We start from the raw sequence: 16,158 nt of genomic DNA on the forward strand, positions 1-16,158 counted from the left end.
AGACCTCCAGAAACATCCGGGCACTTAGACTCTCAAGCATAGCGGCTGAGCCCGAGTGCACTGGCGAAGGTCATGGGTTTGCCGCTAAATTGGCGGCGCACTGTCTACGCATTATCAAAGGAGCTGTACATGAAGCTGATCGGAATGCTCGATTCACCTTATGTAAGACGCGTCGCCATTAGCCTGAAGTCGCTGGACATCCCGTTCGAGCACGCCTCGGTGTCGGTGTTCCGCCAGTTTGCGCAGTTCCAGCAGATCAACCCGGTGGTCAAGGCCCCGACGCTGGTGCTGGACAACGGCGAAGTGCTGATGGATTCGACCTTGATCATCGACTACCTGGAAGCCTTGAGCGGGCCGGACAGAAGCCTGATGCCAGCGCAACTGGACCAACGCCAGCGCTCATTGCGGCTGATCGGCCTGGCCCTGGCGGCTTGCGAGAAGTCGGTGCAGATCTACTACGAGCGCACTTTGCGTCCGGCCGAAAAACAGCATGAACCGTGGCTGGAGCGCATCAGCGGGCAGTTGCTGGCGGCGTATTCGGCGCTGGAACTGGAGCTGAACAGGCAGCCACTGAAAACCGACGGCACTCTTGACCAGGCGGGCATCACCCTCGCTGTGGCCTGGAGCTTCACCAAGCTGGTGGTGCCGGATCAGGTCAGTGACGCGCAGTTCCCGAAAATCCGCGCGTTCACCGCCTACGCCGAACAGCTGCCGGCGTTCGTCAGCACGCCGATTACCTGAAGATCTCCTACAGAACCAAGTCACTAGGGCTAATGCCATTCAGTGAAGGAAATACGTTCTGTAAAACGAAGCAAGTCTCGTGTGGGAGCGAGCTTGCTCGCGATGGCGGTGTATCAGTCAACATAGATGTTGAATGTGATGGCCTCTTCGCGAGCAAGCTCGCTCCCACAGGTTTCGTACTTTGACTGACTGCCGGTAGCCACTAAACCTTGGCCTTGTACCCCTCCTCCAACTGCCCCACCCGCAGCTGAATCACCTCCAGCACCGCACACCCCTCACGGGTGAGCAAATGCACGCCACGGGTGACGCGAGTCAGGTCGCAATCGGAAATGCCTTTGAGGGGCAGGCTGGTCAAGGTATCCATCAGGTCGCGAACCACGGTGAAACGGTGCGCGGCGCAGGCGGCCAGGTCGCTGAGTTCTTTGTGGGTGTTGATGAAGAGTACGGGGGTTGCGGAGTCGTAGGTGTCGACGGGGAGATAGCGAGGCATGACTTGGTCGTTCATAGGTGTAGCTCCTACTGAAAGAGTTTCCACCTTCGCGGCCAAACGAAAGAGGTGGCAGCTGTACGCGGGTTGGCCGACCGGGTAGGAGAACCGGCACACCCGAAGGTGTCCCACGCACAGCCGCCGCAAACGATATTCAGACAAAAGACTCTGAAACGACGTTAATAGCGCTGACGCCTACCTACACTCGACCAGCCAAGGTCGTTCCCGGTTTCTTTTCACGAGCTCGAACTATAGGGGCCGACGCCGAGACGCGGCAACAGGGTTCGGTGTCGGAAAGGTCTTGGAAAGTTGTGGGGTGATTTCGAAGGACCGTGCGCCCCGCCGATCCCCCGTAGCAGCTGCCGAGCCCGCGAGGCTGCGTTCGAGGACGAAGTCCTCGCAAATCCTGCATACGCGGTTTACCTGAAAGAACGCGTCGCCTGATTTTACGACCGCTGCGCGGCCGAACGCAGCCTCGCGGGCTCGGCAGCTGCTACAACGGTTCGCGCTTGTTTATGCGCACTCAAACCAACCCCATCGCCACCCGCTGCACCAGCCCATCGGCATGGCAAATTACCCGATTGCGCCCGGTGGTCTTGGCGGCATACAGTGCCTCATCGGCATCGTTGAGCCATTGCATGGCTTCAGTGTGCATCGGGTCGAACGCGGCCAGGCCGATGCTCAGGCTGACTTTCAACGCCGGATTCTGCTCGTAACCCAGCCCCGAAAACCGATCGCGCAAGGCGTCCATCGCCTGGGCGGCGTGGGCCAGTGGCACGTCGGGCAGGATCACGCAGAACTCGTCGCCGCCATAACGCCCGGCCACATCGCTGGCGCGCAGGTTTTGCTTGAGGACTTTGCTCAACTGACGCAACACGATATCGCCGGCCACATGGCCGTAGGTGTCGTTGATGATCTTGAAGTGGTCGATGTCGATCAAGGCAATCGCACCGCCCCGCTGCTGGCGCTGACAACGCTGGAACTCGACCTCCAGCGCATCTTTCCAGGCGCCGTGGTTCAACAGCCCGGTGAGGCTGTCGGTGCGACTCAGGGCCAGCAGTTCGCGTTTGTGTTTGCCCAGCGTGTGGGCCTGACGAAAGCAGATCCAGCCCAACACCAAGGGGTAAAACGTCAGCAACGGCAAACAGGCATACAACTGAACAGGGCTGGTTTGCGCGATGAACACGGGAAAGAAGATCAGCCACCCAGCGCCCATACCCAACAGCTGAGCCACCGTACCGACGAGCAGAAAACGCAGGCCTCCAATGGCGACGTTGTTCATCGCCATCATCGACAACGTGGCAGTGCTGGGTAAGGGGTTGAACTGCATGGCCGCGACCCAGAATCCGCCCATGAACGCGTCGATCAGAATATTCCGGTGTTCGGCGTGATAAGGCTTGGGCGAGCGGCGCGCCCATTGATAGGCCAGGTGCGGCCAGACAAGGCCGTTGAACAGCATCAGCGCCAACAGCCAATGCGGCGGTTTGAGTGGAATGATCGCCGCGCCCACGCAGAGCAGGCCCAGGACCATCCCCAGGGTTCGCGATGTGTAGAGCCTCCTTGCCAGTGAAAGTCCCTTTCCTCCGTTATGGTGCATAAGGGGACAAAGCTCCTCTTCACTACTGACCTGAAACTTCGAGTAACTCAGACAGGGATGTCTGGAAGTCTATCAGGGCGAGATCAAATAGCCATCACCGCCTGGCGGCCCGAAATAGCCCTGCCGGCAGGCCTACTGTCGAAATTTTGACTATAAATGACAAAGGACCCGGGCTTGAACACACACCCGTAGCAGCTGCCGAAGGCTGCGTTCGGCTGCGAAGCAGTCGTAAACAGGAATGACTTGGTCATCCTGACACAATCGAGTCAGCCATTTTGCGACTGCTACGCAGCCGAACGCAGCCTTCGGCAGCTGCTACGGACGGTGTGAGGCTTGTCATCTGATGAACATTCTCTACGACGAACGCATCGACGGTGCCCTGCCCCCGGTCGACAAGGATGCCTTGCTCAACGCCTTGCGTGAGCAGATGCCGGAGCTGGACATCCTCTACCGCGAAGAAGAACTCAAACCCTACGAGTGCGACGGGCTCTCGGCCTATCGAACCACGCCGATGCTGGTGCTGCTGCCGCATTATTTCGAGCAGGTTCAAGCCGTGCTCAAACTCTGTCACGCCCATCGGGTGCCCGTGGTGGCGCGTGGCGCCGGCACCGGATTGTCCGGAGGCGCGCTGCCGTTGGAAAAAGGTGTGCTGCTGGTGATGGCGCGCTTCAACCAGATCCTCCACATCGACCCCGCCGCCCGCACCGCACGGGTTCAGCCGGGGGTACGCAACCTGGCGATTTCCCAGGCCGTCGCACCGCTTGGCCTGTATTACGCGCCGGACCCGTCCTCGCAGATTGCCTGTTCGATTGGCGGCAATGTCGCGGAAAACGCCGGTGGCGTGCACTGCCTGAAATACGGCCTGACCGTCCACAATGTGCTGAAACTGGAAGTGCTGACGATCGAAGGCGAACACCTGACCTTGGGCTCGGACGCGCTGGACTCCGCGGGGTTCGACCTGTTGGCACTGTTCAACGGCTCCGAGGGATTGCTGGGCATCATCACTGAAGTCACGGTCAAACTGCTGCCCAAACCACAGGCCGCCAAAGTGCTGCTGGCGAGTTTCGACTCCGTGGAAAAAGCCGGAGGCGCCGTGGCGGACATCATCGCTGCCGGGATCATTCCCGCAGGCCTGGAGATGATGGACAACCTGGCCTTGCGCGCCGCCGAAGACTTCGTTCACGCCGGTTACCCGGTGGACGCCGAAGCGATTCTGCTGTGTGAACTCGATGGCGTCGAAGCCGATGTACGCGATGATTGCCTGCGGGTTCGCGCCGTGCTGGAACGGGCCGGCGCCAGTGAAGTGCGCCAGGCCCGCGACGAGGCGGAACGGGTGAAGTTCTGGGCCGGACGCAAAGCAGCGTTCCCGGCGATCGGACGCTTGTCGCCGGATTACTACTGCATGGACGGCACCATCCCGCGATGCGAGTTGCCTCGGGTGCTCAAGGGGATTGCCGAACTCGCCAGTGAATACGGCTTGCGAGTCGCCAACGTGTTTCACGCCGGTGACGGCAACATGCACCCGCTGATCCTGTTCGACGCCAACCAGCCCGGCGAACTGGAACGCACCGAAGCCCTCGGCGGCAAAATCCTCGAACTCTGCGTCAAGGTGGGCGGCAGCATCACCGGCGAGCACGGTGTCGGCCGCGAGAAAATCAATCAGATGTGCGCGCAGTTCAACAGCGACGAGCTGACAGTGTTTCACGCAATCAAAGTCGCGTTCGACGCTAAAGGCTTGCTCAATCCCGGCAAGAACATTCCCACCCTGCAGCGCTGCGCCGAGTTCGGCGCCATGCACGTCCACGCCGGACAACTGCCGTTCCCCGACCTGGAGCGTTTCTGATGCGCACCGAACAGGACCGGGACGCCAGCACGGAGTTACTGGAGCAGATCAACCAGGCCCGTGAGAACGCCACGCCGCTGCGCATTCAAGGCGCCAGCAGCAAAGCATTCCTCGGTCGCGAAGTGGCTGGCGAGGTGCTCGACACCCGCGTCCATCGCGGCATCGTCAGCTATGACCCGACCGAACTGGTCATCACAGCCCGCTGCGGTACACCGCTGAGGGAGTTGCTGGCAGCGCTGGATGCGGCCGGGCAAATGCTCCCTTGTGAACCGCCCTCCTTCGGTGAAGACGCCACCGTCGGCGGCATGATCGCCTCGGGGCTATCAGGCCCGCGTCGCCCGTGGGCCGGTTCGGTGCGCGACTTTGTGCTCGGCACCCGGCTGATCACCGGCGACGGCAAGCCGTTGCGTTTTGGCGGTAAGGTAATGAAAAACGTCGCCGGTTATGACCTGTCGCGGTTGTTGACCGGCAGCTTCGGTTGCCTCGGCGTAATCACCGAAGTCTCGCTCAAGGTCCTGCCCAAACCGCGCCAGTGCCTGAGCATCAGCCTGGAACTCGACAGCGCCCACGCCTTGAGCAAACTCGCCGAATGGGGCCAGCAACCGCTGCCCATCAGCGCGGCGTGCCATGACGGCCGGCAACTGCACTTGCGGCTGGAGGGCGGCGAAGGTTCGGTCAGCGCCGCCCATCAACGCCTCGGTGGCGAGGTGCTGGACGCTCAATACTGGGAGGCACTGAATGAACAACAGCTGGCATTTTTCGATGCAGGGCTGCCGTTGTGGCGTCTGTCATTACCCAACAACATCGGCCCGCTGACGCTGCCCGGCGAACAGTTGATCGATTGGGCCGGTGCGCAACGCTGGTTGAAATCCGAGGCGCCGAACATCCAGTCGCTGGCCGCGGATCTGGGCGGCCATGCGACGTGCTACAGCCACGGCGTCAGCGACAGCCCGTTCCAGCCGTTGGCGCCGGCGCTGTTGCGCTATCACCAACAGCTCAAGGCCCAACTCGACCCTCAGGGGCTGTTCAACCCTGGCCGGATGTACGCGGAGTTCTGAAGCATGCAGACCACCCTCAGCGAACAGGCCAAACGCCTGCCCCGCGCGGCAGAAGCCGAAAGCATTCTGCGCACCTGCGTGCACTGCGGGTTCTGCAACGCCACGTGCCCGACCTATCAGTTGCTCGGCGATGAACTGGACGGCCCGCGTGGGCGCATCTACCTGATCAAGCAAGTGCTCGAAGGCCACCCCGCCACCGCCCAGACCCAATTGCACCTGGACCGCTGCCTGTCGTGTCGGGCCTGCGAAACCACCTGCCCCTCCGGGGTCGATTATCACAACCTGCTGGACATCGGCCGCGCCGTGGTCGATCAGGCGGTGCCGCGCTCGGCGAGCCAGCGCGTGTTGCGCCAGGGCTTGCGGGCGATGGCGCCGAACCCCGGACTGTTCAAAGCCTTGTTGCAGATCGGTGCGACCTTCCGGCCGCTGATGCCGCGCGACTTCGAAGCCAAACTGCCGCATGACATTCCGTCTGCGGGGGAATGGCCAACCTCGGTGCATCCGCGAAAAGTGCTGATACTCGAAGGTTGTGTGCAGCCGGGTTTGTCACCGAACACCAATGCTGCCGCAGCGCGGGTGCTCGATCGACTGGGGATCAGCGTCTGCACCGTTAGCCAGGTCGGATGCTGCGGGGCGCTGGACTATCACCTCGACGCTCAGGAACAGGGGCTCAATCGCGCCCGCCAGAACATCGACGCCTGGTGGCCCGCGCTGGAAAACGGCGCCGAAGCCATCGTGCAAACCGCCAGCGGCTGCGGTGCGTTCATCAAGGATTACGGGCATTTGCTCAAGACCGATCCGGCCTACGCGGCTAAAGCCAAACGGGTCAGCGAGATGAGCAAAGACCTGGTGGAGATCCTGCGCAACGAACCCTTGGAGCGAGTGTGCGCGGCCACCGAACGACGAATCGCCTTCCACTGCCCGTGCACCTTGCAGCACGCGCTAAAACTCGGCGGTGCAGTCGAAGAACTACTGACCCGTCTCGGTTTCAACCTCACCAGTGTGCCTGACAGTCATCTGTGTTGCGGCTCGGCCGGCACCTACTCATTGACCCAACCGGTACTCGCCCGGCAGCTGCGCGACAACAAGCTCAATGCTCTGGAAAGCGGCCGGCCGGAGCTGATCGTCACTGCCAACATCGGTTGTCAGAGCCACCTCGCCAGTGCCGGACGGACACCGGTCCGGCACTGGATCGAGCTGGTGGATCAGATGTTGCGCTGATCACAGCAGTCGTTTGCAGAATGAAGTTCAGAAGAAACTTCGTTTGTCAGCGTCGCCTGTGCCGAACAGAATCGGCCTACTCCACTGTCACTGCGCCGGGATTCGTGTTTATGAGCAACTACAACGTCGTCAGCCCAGACCTGATCCGCCAACGCTTCTCGCGGGCGATGTCAGACATGTACCGCGAAGAAGTGCCGTTGTACGGCGCCTTGATGGAACTGGTGGCGCAGACCAACGCCCAGGTGCTCGACAGCGATCCGGCGATTGCCCGACAGTTACGCAGCACAGGCGAAATCGAGCGCCTGGACCTGGAACGCCACGGGGCGATCCGCGTCGGCACCGCGCAAGAGCTGGCGACCCTCTGCCGTCTGTTCGCGGTGATGGGCATGCAGCCAGTCGGCTATTACGACCTGACGCCGGCCGGGGTGCCGGTGCATTCCACGGCGTTCCGCGCCGTGCATGAAGCGTCGTTGCAAGTCAGCCCGTTCCGGGTGTTCACCTCGCTGCTGCGCCTGGAGCTGATCGAAAACCCCGAACTGCGTGCGTTTGCCGAATCGGTGCTGGCCAAGCGTTCGATCTTCACCGCGCAGGCACTGGCGCTGATCGAACAGGCCGAACAACACGGCGGACTCAACGAGCAACAAGCCGAGGACTTCGTCGAACAGGCTCTGGAAACCTTCCGCTGGCACCACCGCGCCACCGTCACCGCCGCGCAATACCAGCAACTCAGCGCCCAGCATCGGTTGATCGCCGACGTGGTCGCCTTCAAAGGCCCGCACATCAACCACCTGACGCCGCGCACGCTGGACATCGACATCGTGCAGGCCAAAATGCCCGAACACGGCATCACGCCTAAAGCGGTAATCGAAGGCCCACCGCGCCGCCAGTGCCCGATCCTGCTGCGCCAGACCAGTTTCAAAGCGCTGGACGAGCCGATTGCGTTCACCGATCAGCAGCAGGCCCACGGCAGCCACAGCGCCCGCTTCGGTGAAATAGAACAACGCGGCGCCGCACTGACGCCTGAAGGCCGCGCACTCTACGACCGCCTGCTCAACGCCGCGCGCGACGCACTCAACGACTTCCCCAACGAAGCCAACGCAGCGCGCTACAACAGCCTGATGGAAGAGCATTTCAAAGCCTTCCCGGACAGCTACAACGAAATGCGCGAACAAGGCCTGGCGTACTTCCGCTACTTCGTCACCGAAAAAGGCCTGGCGGCTGATAGCGACGAACTCGGGACAGCGTCGTTGCACGGCTTGCTCGATGCCGGGTACATCCGCGCCGTGCCGCTGGTGTACGAAGACTTTCTGCCGGTCAGCGCAGCGGGGATTTTCCAGTCGAACCTCGGTGACGCCGCGCAGACTCACTACGGCGAGCATTCGAATCGGCAAGCGTTTGAACAAGCGCTGGGGCGGTCGACTATTGATGAACTGGCGCTGTATGCCGATACGCAGCGGAGGTCGATTGAGGAGTGCTGCGCCGCGCTTAATGTGCCGTCGCTGAGTTGATAGGTCGGCGGATCGTCGTAGAAAAATGCACGTCAGTTAATGCAAATCTTTGGTCTGGCGGGCATTTTTGGCGAGGAGGCTTACCCCCGCCGGCCGGTCCGCGCTCGGGCGAAGCAGTCGTAAAACCGACGGATGTATTTTTCCTGATGCAATGCGATCACCGATTTTAGGGCCGCTTCGCGACCCAGCGGGGGCAAGCCCCCTCGCCACAGGTTCTGCGTGTTGGTGATGGCGACTTGGGTTTAATAACGGTCAGCCAAGGAAATGCATTCAGTGAAACGAAGCAAGTCCACTGTGGGAGCGAGCTTGCTCGCGATGACGGTTTTACAGTCAGCATCAATGTTTACTGTTCCACCGCTATCGCGAGCAAGCTCGCTCCCACATTGGATCTTTGCTGTTTCGAACTTTGCGTTCACTTGATTGACCGTTACCAAACACTGGGGTCACCCATTTTTCTGTGTTGCAACGCCCCTCACTTCGCTGCACTGACAATGATCTTCCCAACCATCTGCGGGTGCAGTGCGCAGTAGTATTCAAACGTCCCCGGCGTATTGAACTGGTAGGAAAACTTGTCGTTGGTGTCGAGCGCCGCTGAATGAAAGACCTTGTGGGTTTCCATCACCGTATGGACCGTTTGATCGTCGTTGACCCAGGTCACGGTGGTGCCCACCGCTACCGTCACGTCCTTGGGAGCAAACATGAATTCCTTGATGTCGATTTTGGTCCCTTCCGCCCACGCCGGTATCGACACCATCAACCAACCCAAGGCCAGTACCCGCAGTAAATGCTTCATCTCTGCGCTCCCCTAAACGAGTGTCGAATCGATCAATGCCAATGGATGATCGCCCTGCGTCGCCTTGACCTCGGTTATCCCAAGGTAATTGCGCAGTTGATCGGCTGCCACGGTCATCGGTCCCGGAGCTGGCCCGACACCGGGTGCGGGTTGCGGGTAAGCCGTGCCGCGTGCGGTGTGGAAGGTGATGTTGCCCTCGACCTTCTGGATAACCTGGTGAATGTGGCCATTGAGGACCGTCACCGAACCGTATTTACGCAGCATCGCGATGGCCTGATCGCCGTCTTCGGTGCCCCAGCCCCACGGCTGATAGATCGTCCACAACGGAATGTGGGTGAACACCACAACCGGTGTGCTGGTGCTCACCGCCTTTAAATCATCCTGCAGCCAGGCCAGTTGCTCGGCACCGAGTGTGGCTTCGTGGCCCGCCTGGAAGTTGAAGACGTTGACCAGCGCGATGAAGTGCACGCCATGGTCGTTGAAGCTGTACCAGCCGTTGCCTTTGGTGCCTTTGCCATAGCGCTCGAGGTAGAGCTTGCCGCCGCCCTCATCGAGGGTGTCGTGCTCGCCCGGAATGTAGTGCACGGTTGAAGGCAGGCCTTTGAGCACAGACGCGGCAGTATCGAACTCCTCCGGTTTGGAGAGGTGGGTGATGTCCCCTGTGTGCAGGATCAGCGAAGGCCTTTTCGGCAGCGCGATGACTTTGTCGATGGCGACCTGCAAGGTCTTCAGCGGTTCGGGATTGGCTTCCTTGTTGAAACCGATGTGCGAGTCGCTGATTTGCACGAAGTGGAAGGTGCTGTCCAGCGCTTTCGGGTCCTTCACCTGGCCATCTTCGCCCAGAGCGAACGCTCGGGGAATGCCGCCACTCAATGCCCAGATGACACCGGCACCCGCCCACGCCGAGCACTTGAGCAGGTGCCTGCGGTCGGGGTCCAGGGGGCCGTCTGTACGTTTTTCATGTGATGCCGGACGAATGTTCATGGGAACGCCCTCGTAGCGGTCTACATTGATGAACTGACAGGATGTACAACCGAGCCGGTCAGGGTTTTATTCCCGGGAAAAAAATATTTTTCATTCCGGGAATAAAACGCAGCGAATCCGGGTTATAGGGGGCAAAGGCTGGGGCACTATGAAGCGATTTGAGGAGCTGCTTGCACCGCATATGGATGCCGCTTACAACCTCGCGCGCTGGCTCACCGGCAGTGACAGCGCGGCACATGATGTGGTGCAGGAAAGTGCGTTCAAGGCGTTTAGATTTCTGCATCGCTTTGCCGATGGCAATGCCAAGGCCTGGTTCCTGACGATCGTACGCAACGAGAGTTACAACTGGCTAAAGGGCTCGGCCAGCCATCGATGGGTCGCCATCGGCGATGAAATTTCGCCAGACAACTTTGCCCTGAGCCACAGCCAGACACCGGAACTGCTCGCCATGCAGGCCGAAGACGCCGCACGGGTTCAACAGGCACTGCGCGCCCTGCCCCCTGCTTTTCGCGAAATGATCGTCCTCAAGGAATTGGAGGACATGCCTTACAAGGACATCGCGAAGGTGGTCGACATACCTCTGGGAACCGTCATGTCGAGACTGGCCCGGGCTCGCGCCATGCTCAAGCTGGAACTACTGAAGTTGCAAGGCCATGAATGAGATCAACTGCACGGTCTGCCATGAATTGATTCATGGCTACCTGGACCATGAACTGGATGCAACGACCACTGCGAACGTTGCCGGGCACCTGTCGCACTGCGTCGACTGCCAACGCGTGCATGACGAAATGCAACGGCTGATCACCAGCGTCAAAGCCTATGCGCCGTATTACGCGGCGCCCGATGCGCTGATTCAACAGGTCTTCGTCAATCTGCCGTCACCGGCCTCTCCGTGGCAGGCGTTGAGAGATGCCACACGCAAGTGGCTGGCGCCGGTTTTTTCTGCGGTCGCGCTGGCCATGGCCCTGGTGTTGTATGTGGCCACGCCTTCGCCTGAGCAACCCTGGCTGGAGGAAGCGGTGTCCAGCCATGTGCGCTCGCTGATGGCCCAGCACTTGAACGATGTCGTGTCCTCCGACCGGCACACGGTCAAGCCCTGGTTTACCGGCAAGCTGGACTTTTCACCGCCGGTGTTCGACTTCTCGGCACAGGGTTTCCCTTTACTCGGCGGGCGCCTGGATTACCTGCAACACCAGACGACCGCTGCGCTGTCTTACGGGCGGGCGAAGCACATCATCAACGTGTTCATGATGCCGACGACAGAAACCGATCAGCCCCGGAAAAGTCAGTCCATCCGCGGCTACAACGCGGTCGCGTGGCAACACAATCACATGCGTTTTATCGTGATATCCGATCTGGAAAAAACCGAACTGGAAGTCTTCAGCCAGTTACTTGAACAGGGTGCTTTTTAACGAGAGGGGTTACTAGAAGGCTATCGGTGCGATGAGGCACATCATGAAATGTTGTTTATCGCGCCTGGAGGAAGGTGTTCGCCCAGTGTTATGGCCTGGCAATCCATGCACCGGTAAAGAGCCCCGACACTGGGCGAACGGGGGGATTTTAATGCAACGCAAACGTTCTGTCCGTTGAAAAATTCTGAATTAATCTGGACACCCTGTTTCCGCAAAATTGTTGTAACGAAAAAAAACGAACCAGTTCGATCAGAGCTGCGTCCCTGAGCAAAAGCGCAAAGATACCGGGCGGCGCCCTGGATCAGTACCCGGTCATTTCCAGATACCCGTTACCGGCATGGCTGCCGCTCAACTGCACTGGCCCCTCCCAGTAGGGAATGCGCAAATCCATCCAGGCCTGAGGGTTCAGCGCGCTGCTGGTGATGTCCAGGCCTTTGCCCGGGACCTTGATCGACCAGCTTGTCGGTAAACTCCGGCCGGCCACTTTGGAAGACCCCAACGGCGTGAGGCTGATGTCGTTTCGCGACAGGCGCAGCGTGCTGCCATCCGGGTTGATCCAGGTGCCAGTCAGGTATGCCACTCCTTCCTTTTGCCGCATCCGATACAGCATCAACTGCGCGCCACCGTCCAGGTGCAGGGAAAACCAGTCCCAACCGGTCTGGTTCGCCGTCAGCGGCTGGCTGCTCCACTCACGGTCGAGCCAGGCCGGGCCATTGACCTGATACGTTGTGCCGTCGATTTCCAGGCTCCCGCTGGCCTGGAAAAACGGCTGGCTGTAGTAGTACGACGCCTGGCCCTGCTCGGATTTTTGACTGAAGCCCTGCTCGCCTTGCAGCACCAACGGCCGACTGGAAGTGAGTCGTAGCCGATAGTTGAAGCCCTTGCCGCTGGCCTGCATCTGCATTTCGGCCAAAGGGTTCGCGGTGTCGGTTTGAGTGTTCAGGCGCCAGTCATCGATCCACGCCGCAAACGGTACGTTCTGAACCCCGGCCTGGCCGACGCCACCGCGGGCATAACGCTCGGCGGCGTGGTGAACGGTCGCCGAGGTCACCGCCGCATGACCGAGCCAGATGATCTGGCTGGCCCAGCCCGGCTGCTCAGGCCCGGCGTTCAGGGCGTTGCGAAACAACGTCCACTGCACGCCAAATTCCCGGCCCTGCCCATCTTTGAGATTGGCGGTGATGTACCACCATTCAACGCGGTAACCGTCATGCGCACCGTGATCGGCCGGGAAGCTGAATACCCGGCCCGGCGTTACCTGCTTGAACGCCGCCGCGTCGCTGCCCAGCCCGGCGAAACTTTCGTTGTGCGTCGACGAGTCATCGCAACCAGTCAATACCAGCAACAACACACCGACGGCCCAGTTAATCCTCATGGGCAAAGCTCCTCAGCAGGTCCGCCGGTTGCGTACGATAGAGCTTGAACAATGGCCAGGCCGACGCCAGTAACGTCGCCAACATTGCCAGCCCCATCAATTCCACGAGTTGCAACGGGAACACCCGCAACGGCAAACGCCAGCCAAATGCCTGAACGTTGATCACTGTGTCCAGGCACCAGGCCAGCGCCAGTCCCAAGGGTAACGCCACCACCAGCGTGAGCAGTGCCAGCAACCAGGTCTGCCCGAGGTTGAGCAGCATCAATTGTCGGCGCGTCACACCCAGCGCCCACAACGGCGCCAGCTGCCCGAGACGGCTCTGACTCTGGGTCAGCAAGCTGATGAACAGCGCCACACCGGCCACGCCGAGGGTCAGGCTGTTGAGCGCCGCCGTCGCCGCGAAGGTCCGTTCGAACACTTGCGTCGACCAGCCCTTGAGCCGGGCCTGATCGACGATGCGGCTGTCGTCCAGGGCAAAACGCGATTGCAGCGCCGTCAGCAACGCCGGGATTTGCACCGGATCGATACGCAGGTTGAAGCGACTCGGCGTCAGTTGCGGCCAGTAACGCTGCAGGTGTTCAGCGTTGACCAGCAAGTGCCCCTTGGGGTTGCCGTAGTCGGCATAGATCCCGATCAATTGCGGCGACCACGCGCCTTGAGGTGTGGGAATGCTCAGGTGGTCACCGAGTCGCAGCTTGAGTCGACGCGCCAGTTGTTCGCTGAGCATCACAGCGTCGTGCACCACCAACTGATCCCAGGGACGCTCACCCAACGCTTCAAGCAACGGCCAGTGCTCGCGATAGGTCGGATGGTCGATCACCCCGTAAAGGTCCGCCGGCCAGCCCTGTAACGACACCGCGACCTGCCAGCTGGGCAACACTGCGTTGAGCTTTTGTTCCGGCAGCCATTGCTGCAGTTCGGTGGCCTGTGCCGGGTTCTGCGGGTTGACGTAAAGCTCGGCGGTCAGCCGTTGCTCCAGCCAATCACTGAACGTCTGGCGAAAACCGGCCGTCATGCTGCCGGCACCGATGTTGGCCGCCAGCGCCAACAGCAGCGCCATCAAGGCCAGGCTCAGGGCAGGCAACTGCTGACGGCAATCGGCGAGAAACCATTGCCCCAGTACCGACCGGCTGCGCCGCACAAGCCGATTCAACACAGCGTCAAGCAGCACCGGCAAACTCAATGCGGCACCGATCAACAACGCGGCCATCAGCACAAAACCGCTGGCCAGGCTGTCACCCCACAGCAACGCGATCAGGCCGATCGCCGCAGCGACTGCCGCTACCCAGGCCTGACGCCGCAACCAACGCGCGTGAGCCTGATGCCAGGCTTGCGCGTTGGCCAGCGCCAGCAACGGCAGTTGCGCCGCCCGCAGCAAACTGTTCGCCCCGGCCAGCAGTGCGCCGAGCAGGCTCAAGCCGAGCCCGCTGAACCACCACAGCGGGCTGAGGCTCAACTGCCCCGCCACTTCGGCGCCATACAAACCACGCAAGCTGGCGGCAACGTCCGGCAATAGCAGACTGGCCAACAGGTAGCCGCTGACTACTCCGGCCAATCCGCCGAGCAGTGCCAGCCCACCCAATTCAAGGCTCAAGCAGAAGATCAGCCTCCGCACGCTGACCCCACAGGCGCGCAAGGTTCTGAACAGTCCACGACGTTGCTCCAGCGCCAAGCCAATAGCCGCGTGGACAATGAACAAGCCGACCACAAACGACAGAAACCCCAGCGCATCGAGGTTCAGGTGAAAGCTTTCGGTGAGCCGCGCCAGATTGTTTTCCTCACCGCTGCGCTTGAGCTGCAACTGACCGGCTAACTCGGCGGGTAACTGAGGCCCGGTGGCGGCGAAATCCTTGGGCAACAACAGTCGCGACACCTGTGCCGGCAAACCCAGCACCTGCTGGGCAACTCCGATGTCCACCAGCAGCACGCCGGGGGCCATATCAGCCTGACTGTGCAACGGCGGCAAGGTCTGCCCGTTGAGGCTTTGCGGTTGAGCGCCCTCACGCAGATCGAGTGCCTGCAAGGTTGACGGGGCAATCCAGGTGCGGCCCGGCGTGCCGACAAAATCGGCCATCTGCGCCATGTCGAGGTGTTGTCCGGCCAGCGCCGAACCACTGGGCAACGACAACGGCTCGATACCCATCAACTGCAAGCGCAGGTCTTCATGCCCCTTGAGTTGAATTCGCGCCTGCAACACCGGTGACACCGGCCAACCGGCCCGGCGCAGGTCGACGAACAACGCCTGAGAGAAGGTCGCACCATTCGGCGTGCTGAGGCTGGCCTGGGGTTCACCGCCAATCAGTTGACTGGCGCGAGCGTAACTGTCTCGCGCCTGACTGTTCAGCGCCTCCACCCCGGTCAGCAAGCCGGTGGCCAGCCAGAGCCCGGTCAGCACACTGAAAAACTGCACCGGGTGCTGGCGCCAATGGCTGAGCAGCGCTCGCAAGGTTTCACGCAGAACGTCCATATCAGCGTTGGCCTGCGTCGATCAGGCGTCCACCGTGCAACAGCACTTTTTCGGCCAGCCGTGCGGCGACCCGTGGACTGTGAGTGACCATCAACAAACTGCTGGGGCTGTCATCGAGCAGCTCCAGCAGCAAGTCGAGCACCTCGTCGCTGGTGTGTTCATCGAGACTGCCGGTTGGCTCATCGGCCAACAGCAGGCGCGGACGCGACGCCAGGGCCCGCCCCAGGGCAACCCGCTGCTGCTGACCACCGGACAACTGCTCCGGGTATCGCCCAAGCACATCCCCCAGCCCCAGCCGCTGCACCAGGTGCGCTTGCCAACGCAGGTCATGACGCCCGGCGAGGCGTGCCTGAAATGCCAGATTGTCCTCGACCCGCAGGCTGCCAATCAGGTTGTACTGCTGGAACACCAAGCCGATTTCAGTGCGCCGCCAGTTCGCCAGTTGCACTTCGTTCATCTGCTCGAGGCGCTGATCGCCCATGCAGATGCTGCCGCGATCGACCTTGTCGAGCCCGGCAATCAAGTGCAACAAGGTGCTCTTGCCACTGCCCGATTCGCCCATCAGCGCCAGGCTGCTGCCTTGTGCCAGGTGCAAGTCGACACCCTGCAACACCGCCAGCGGGCCTTGCGGGGTGGCGTAGCTTTTGAACACGCCGTGCACTTCAAGCATGA

Annotated in this window: 14 protein-coding genes; 7 read left to right on the forward strand and 7 right to left on the reverse strand. The window is 61.0% G+C overall.

Features of this window, described 5'->3' with window-relative positions; genetic code table 11:
• Positions 1–129: 129 nt before the first annotated feature.
• Entirely contained in the window at positions 130–741 is a 612-nt protein-coding gene (locus AC1DIG_RS03965; RefSeq protein WP_477766238.1) for a glutathione S-transferase, read from the forward strand.
• 202 nt (positions 742–943) lie between these two features.
• On the opposite strand, the gene AC1DIG_RS03970 is transcribed toward AC1DIG_RS03965, so the two are convergent.
• Positions 944–1,246 carry a hypothetical protein gene (locus AC1DIG_RS03970; RefSeq protein ID WP_477766239.1) on the reverse strand — a complete coding sequence of 101 codons (303 nt, stop codon included), beginning with the start codon at positions 1,244–1,246 and terminating at the stop codon, positions 944–946.
• A 505-nt stretch (positions 1,247–1,751) separates the two neighbouring features.
• On the reverse strand, positions 1,752–2,825 hold the full coding sequence (locus AC1DIG_RS03975; RefSeq protein ID WP_477766240.1) for a diguanylate cyclase: 1,074 nt from the start codon (positions 2,823–2,825) through the stop codon (positions 1,752–1,754).
• A gap of 343 nt (positions 2,826–3,168) precedes the next feature.
• Here AC1DIG_RS03975 and glcD point away from each other — a divergent pair, with 343 nt between their 5' ends.
• The 4 genes from glcD (at position 3,169) to hglS (ending at position 8,455) form a co-directional block, all read left to right on the forward strand.
• A complete protein-coding gene (glcD, locus tag AC1DIG_RS03980) occupies positions 3,169–4,668 on the forward strand; it encodes a glycolate oxidase subunit GlcD (protein ID WP_477766241.1) in 1,500 nt (499 codons plus the stop codon).
• Positions 4,668–5,726, forward strand: a complete 1,059-nt coding sequence (gene glcE, locus AC1DIG_RS03985) for a glycolate oxidase subunit GlcE (protein WP_477766242.1) — start codon at positions 4,668–4,670, stop codon at positions 5,724–5,726. Before glcD ends, glcE begins: the two co-directional genes overlap by 1 nt.
• Positions 5,727–5,729: 3 nt before the next feature.
• Positions 5,730–6,947, forward strand: a complete 1,218-nt coding sequence (gene glcF / locus AC1DIG_RS03990; RefSeq protein ID WP_477766243.1) for a glycolate oxidase subunit GlcF — start codon at positions 5,730–5,732, stop codon at positions 6,945–6,947.
• Between the two features lie 110 nt (positions 6,948–7,057).
• Positions 7,058–8,455 carry a 2-oxoadipate dioxygenase/decarboxylase HglS gene (gene hglS / locus AC1DIG_RS03995; RefSeq protein WP_477766244.1) on the forward strand — a complete coding sequence of 466 codons (1,398 nt, stop codon included), beginning with the start codon at positions 7,058–7,060 and terminating at the stop codon, positions 8,453–8,455.
• Between the two features lie 472 nt (positions 8,456–8,927).
• On the opposite strand, the gene AC1DIG_RS04000 is transcribed toward hglS, so the two are convergent.
• Both AC1DIG_RS04000 and AC1DIG_RS04005 read right to left on the reverse strand, forming a co-directional pair.
• A complete protein-coding gene (locus tag AC1DIG_RS04000) occupies positions 8,928–9,248 on the reverse strand; it encodes a cupredoxin domain-containing protein (protein ID WP_477766245.1) in 321 nt (106 codons plus the stop codon).
• 12 nt (positions 9,249–9,260) lie between these two features.
• Entirely contained in the window at positions 9,261–10,232 is a 972-nt protein-coding gene (locus AC1DIG_RS04005; RefSeq protein WP_054596721.1) for a metallophosphoesterase family protein, read from the reverse strand.
• A 148-nt stretch (positions 10,233–10,380) separates the two neighbouring features.
• Here AC1DIG_RS04005 and AC1DIG_RS04010 point away from each other — a divergent pair, with 148 nt between their 5' ends.
• Both AC1DIG_RS04010 and AC1DIG_RS04015 read left to right on the forward strand, forming a co-directional pair.
• On the forward strand, positions 10,381–10,893 hold the full coding sequence (locus AC1DIG_RS04010) for a sigma-70 family RNA polymerase sigma factor (protein WP_477766246.1): 513 nt from the start codon (positions 10,381–10,383) through the stop codon (positions 10,891–10,893).
• Positions 10,886–11,644 (forward strand): anti-sigma factor family protein, encoded by a 759-nt coding sequence (locus AC1DIG_RS04015; RefSeq protein ID WP_477766247.1) that lies wholly within the window; start codon positions 10,886–10,888, stop codon positions 11,642–11,644. Before AC1DIG_RS04010 ends, AC1DIG_RS04015 begins: the two co-directional genes overlap by 8 nt.
• A 301-nt stretch (positions 11,645–11,945) precedes the next feature.
• On the opposite strand, the gene AC1DIG_RS04020 is transcribed toward AC1DIG_RS04015, so the two are convergent.
• From AC1DIG_RS04020 to AC1DIG_RS04030, 3 genes are read right to left on the reverse strand one after another with little or no spacing between them, the layout of a single operon-like run.
• Positions 11,946–13,019, reverse strand: coding sequence for a lipocalin-like domain-containing protein (locus AC1DIG_RS04020; RefSeq protein ID WP_477766248.1), 1,074 nt, complete (start codon positions 13,017–13,019; stop codon positions 11,946–11,948).
• Positions 13,009–15,486 carry an ABC transporter permease gene (locus tag AC1DIG_RS04025; protein ID WP_477766249.1) on the reverse strand — a complete coding sequence of 826 codons (2,478 nt, stop codon included), beginning with the start codon at positions 15,484–15,486 and terminating at the stop codon, positions 13,009–13,011. Before AC1DIG_RS04025 ends, AC1DIG_RS04020 begins: the two co-directional genes overlap by 11 nt.
• A gap of 1 nt (position 15,487) precedes the next feature.
• Positions 15,488–16,156: an ABC transporter ATP-binding protein gene (locus AC1DIG_RS04030; protein ID WP_477766250.1), complete on the reverse strand. Its 669-nt coding sequence runs from the start codon at positions 16,154–16,156 to the stop codon at positions 15,488–15,490.
• Positions 16,157–16,158: the final 2 nt, after the last annotated feature.

The sequence above is a fragment of the Pseudomonas sp. 05N431 genome, assembly GCF_056397005.1.